Below are 2,705 nucleotides of genomic sequence, written 5' to 3'. Positions count from 1 at the left end.
CGGCGAGGCGGGCCCGCAGGTGTTCGGCCTCGCTGCGGGCGCGCTGGGCGGCGGTGGCGGCGGAGGTGGCGTCGCGGTGGGCGGTCTCACCGAGGGCCTGGAGCTCGGCGGAACGCTCCTCCTCCTCGTTGGCGGCGCGCTCGCCCTGTTCGGCGGCCGTGTGCAGGGCCCGTACGAGTTCGGCGGCGGCGGTGGCGCGGGCGGCGAGCGCCGGGGCGGCGTCCCGTTCGGCTTCGCGGATCGCGGCGGCGACGCGGGCGGAGCGGTCGGCGGCGGCGCGGTGGCGCAGGACGGTCTCGGCGGCCTGCCAGGCGGAGTGCAGGGTGCGGGCTTCGAGGAGCTCGCGGCGCTGGGCGGCGGCGGCCTTGTCGGCGACGGTCAGGGCCAGCGAGGCGTGCCGGTAGGCGAGTTCGGCGGAGACGGCGGCGCTGCGGGCGCGCTGCTCCTCGGCGGCGGTGACGGCGTGGGCGGCGCCGGTGACCTGCTGGGCGAGGTCGGCGGCGCGGCCGCGTTCCTCGGCGGCGCGGGCGGAGAGCCGGCGGGCGAGGGTGCGGGTGCGGCGTTCGGCGCCGGCGTGGACGTCGCGCAGCCGGGCGCGGGTCTCGGCGGCCTCCACGATGCGGGTGAGCAGGTCGACGGAGCCGGCGGTGAAGTCGCGTTCGGCCATGAGCTCGGCGCGGCGGCCGAGCTTGTTGCCGAAGCCGTGGACCAGGTCGGCGAGGCCGTCGGTGTCGCGGGTGTCGGTGACGGCGCGCAGCAGCAGGTCGGTGAAGTCGGAGTCCTTCTTGACCGCGAAGAGGCCGGCGGCCTCGCCCTCGTCGGCGTTCATCTCGCGCTGGTAGCGGAAGAGTTCGGGGTCGAGGCCGAGTTCGGTGAGGTGTTCGTTCCAGCGGTCGTGGATCTCCTCCCAGGAGACCTCCAGGTGCGGGTAGGCCTTGCCGGCCTCGGTGAGCGCGTCGCGGAAGCCCTTCATGGTGCGGCGGCGGCCCTGGGCGCCGGAGGCGCCCTCGGCGGGCGGGCGCACGGAGGTGGCCTCGGCGACGGGGAGGTTGTCCAGGCTCAGGCCCGGCCCCGGGCGGAAGGAGTACCAGGCCTCGGCGAACTTGCGGGGGTCGTTGGAGACCTGGCGGCCGCGCCATTCGCTGACCTTGCCGACGACCACGCACTCGCCGGTCTGAGTGTGCTGCCATTCCAGGGCGACGTGGCCGCAGTCGTCGGCGAGGAGGAACTTGCGGAGCACACCGGAGCTGGCGCCGCCGAGGGTGTTGCGGTGGCCGGGGAGCATGACCGAGAAGATCAGCTTGAGGAGGACGGACTTGCCGCCGCCGTTCTCCAGGAAGAGCACGCCGGCGGGGGCCGGGCGGCGGGGCGGGCAGGTCGAGCACGGTGTCGGCGTAGCGTGCGCCGGCGGGCCCGATGGAGTAGAGGCGGATCCGGGACAGCTCGTACATGGCGGCGGACTCTCGTTGCTTCTCGGTGTGTCTCAGTACGGGGGCGCGTGGGGCGTGGGGCGTGCGGCGTTCGGCTCAGGCGTGGAACGGCAGGCCGGCGTCGGCGGCGAGTTCGAGGTCGTCGCCCTCGGGCGGCGGCAGGAGGGTGGCGCAGCCGTCGCTGACGGGGACCACGCCGAGTTCCAGGAGTTCGGCCATGGCCGCCGTGCCCGCCATGTCGCGGACCTGGAGCTGGTAGCGGGGGGTGGTGCGGTAGGTGCCGCCGGCGTCGTCGCCGGTGCGCTGGAGGAAGCCGGACTCGGTGAGGAAGGCGGCGGCCTTGCCGACGATGCCGGTGGTGGAGCCGGCGAGGCGGCGGGCGTCCTTGGTGGCGCCCGTCGCGCTGCGGCGGGCGTAGACCCGCCAGGCGGCCTCCAGGCCGGGGGCGTCGGAGGCGGGGTCGGTGTTCTCGCCGAGTTCCTCGGCGCGCTCCTCCAGGCGGCGGCAGGTCTGGCGGACGAAGGCGTCGACGCCGTTGACGGTGATCCGGCCGATGTAGCCGTCGTCGGCGAGGTCCTCGGGGCGGGGGAAGGCGAGGGCGGCGACGGCGAGGTGGGCGAGGCCGTGGAGGAAGCGGTCGCCGCCGTCGGCGGCGGTGCGGCGGGCGTAGTCGCCCATGCGGACGGCGAAGACGGAGTCCTCGCCGGCGGCGACGGCCATGCCGGCGCGCGGGGAGACCTCCAGGACGACGAGGCCGAGGCCGGTGGCGACGGCGTCGGCGAGCCGGCCGAAGGCGGGGTCCTCGCGGTAGCGGCGCAGCAGTTCGGCGTACTCGGCGTCCCGGGCGGGGAGCAGCTTGGGCTGGAGCCCGAACCCGACGAGGCGGGCCGCGTCCGCGGCCGGCGGGCGTCAGCGCGGTGGCGGCGGCGGCCGGTGCGGGCGCGGCGGGGACCGACGTGCCGTCGGGCTCGCTCCACGCGGGGTGCTCGGCGTGGTCGCTCACGGGTGGGTCTCCTCGGCGGTGCGGGTGTTGCGGGTACGGGTACGGGTGAGGTGCGCGGCGGTGCCTTCGGCCGCGGGAGGGAGTCCCCCGCCCGGGCCCTTCCCCGAAGCGGGGGCGAGCCCCCGCACCCCGGGGCGGGCCGGGCCCGCGCAGCGGGCGGCCGGTACGACGGCGGCGGGCCGGCCCGGGACGGGTACGAGGCCGTGGACCTGCCGGCCGGGGTGTCCCGGGCGGGCGTCCGGCCGTGTGCCCGGGGCGGGCACGAGACCGTC

Annotated in this window: 3 pseudogenes; all 3 read right to left on the bottom strand. The window is 77.1% G+C overall.

From position 1 onward, the window contains the following. Positions 1–1,451 (bottom strand): annotated as a pseudogene (locus tag VR44_RS38455) (hypothetical protein); the annotation flags it as partial. A gap of 75 nt (positions 1,452–1,526) precedes the next feature. Continuing rightward, positions 1,527–2,433, bottom strand: a pseudogene (locus VR44_RS38450) (hypothetical protein). After that, positions 2,430–2,705, bottom strand: a pseudogene (locus tag VR44_RS38445) (hypothetical protein); the annotation flags it as partial. The pseudogenes VR44_RS38445 and VR44_RS38450, both read right to left, overlap by 4 nt.

It is taken from the genome of Streptomyces katrae, assembly GCF_000966975.1.
In the GTDB taxonomy this organism is placed as follows: domain Bacteria; phylum Actinomycetota; class Actinomycetes; order Streptomycetales; family Streptomycetaceae; genus Streptomyces; species Streptomyces katrae.
Note: the sequence above shows the minus strand (reverse complement) of the source record. Positions and strands in the feature narration are given on the sequence as shown.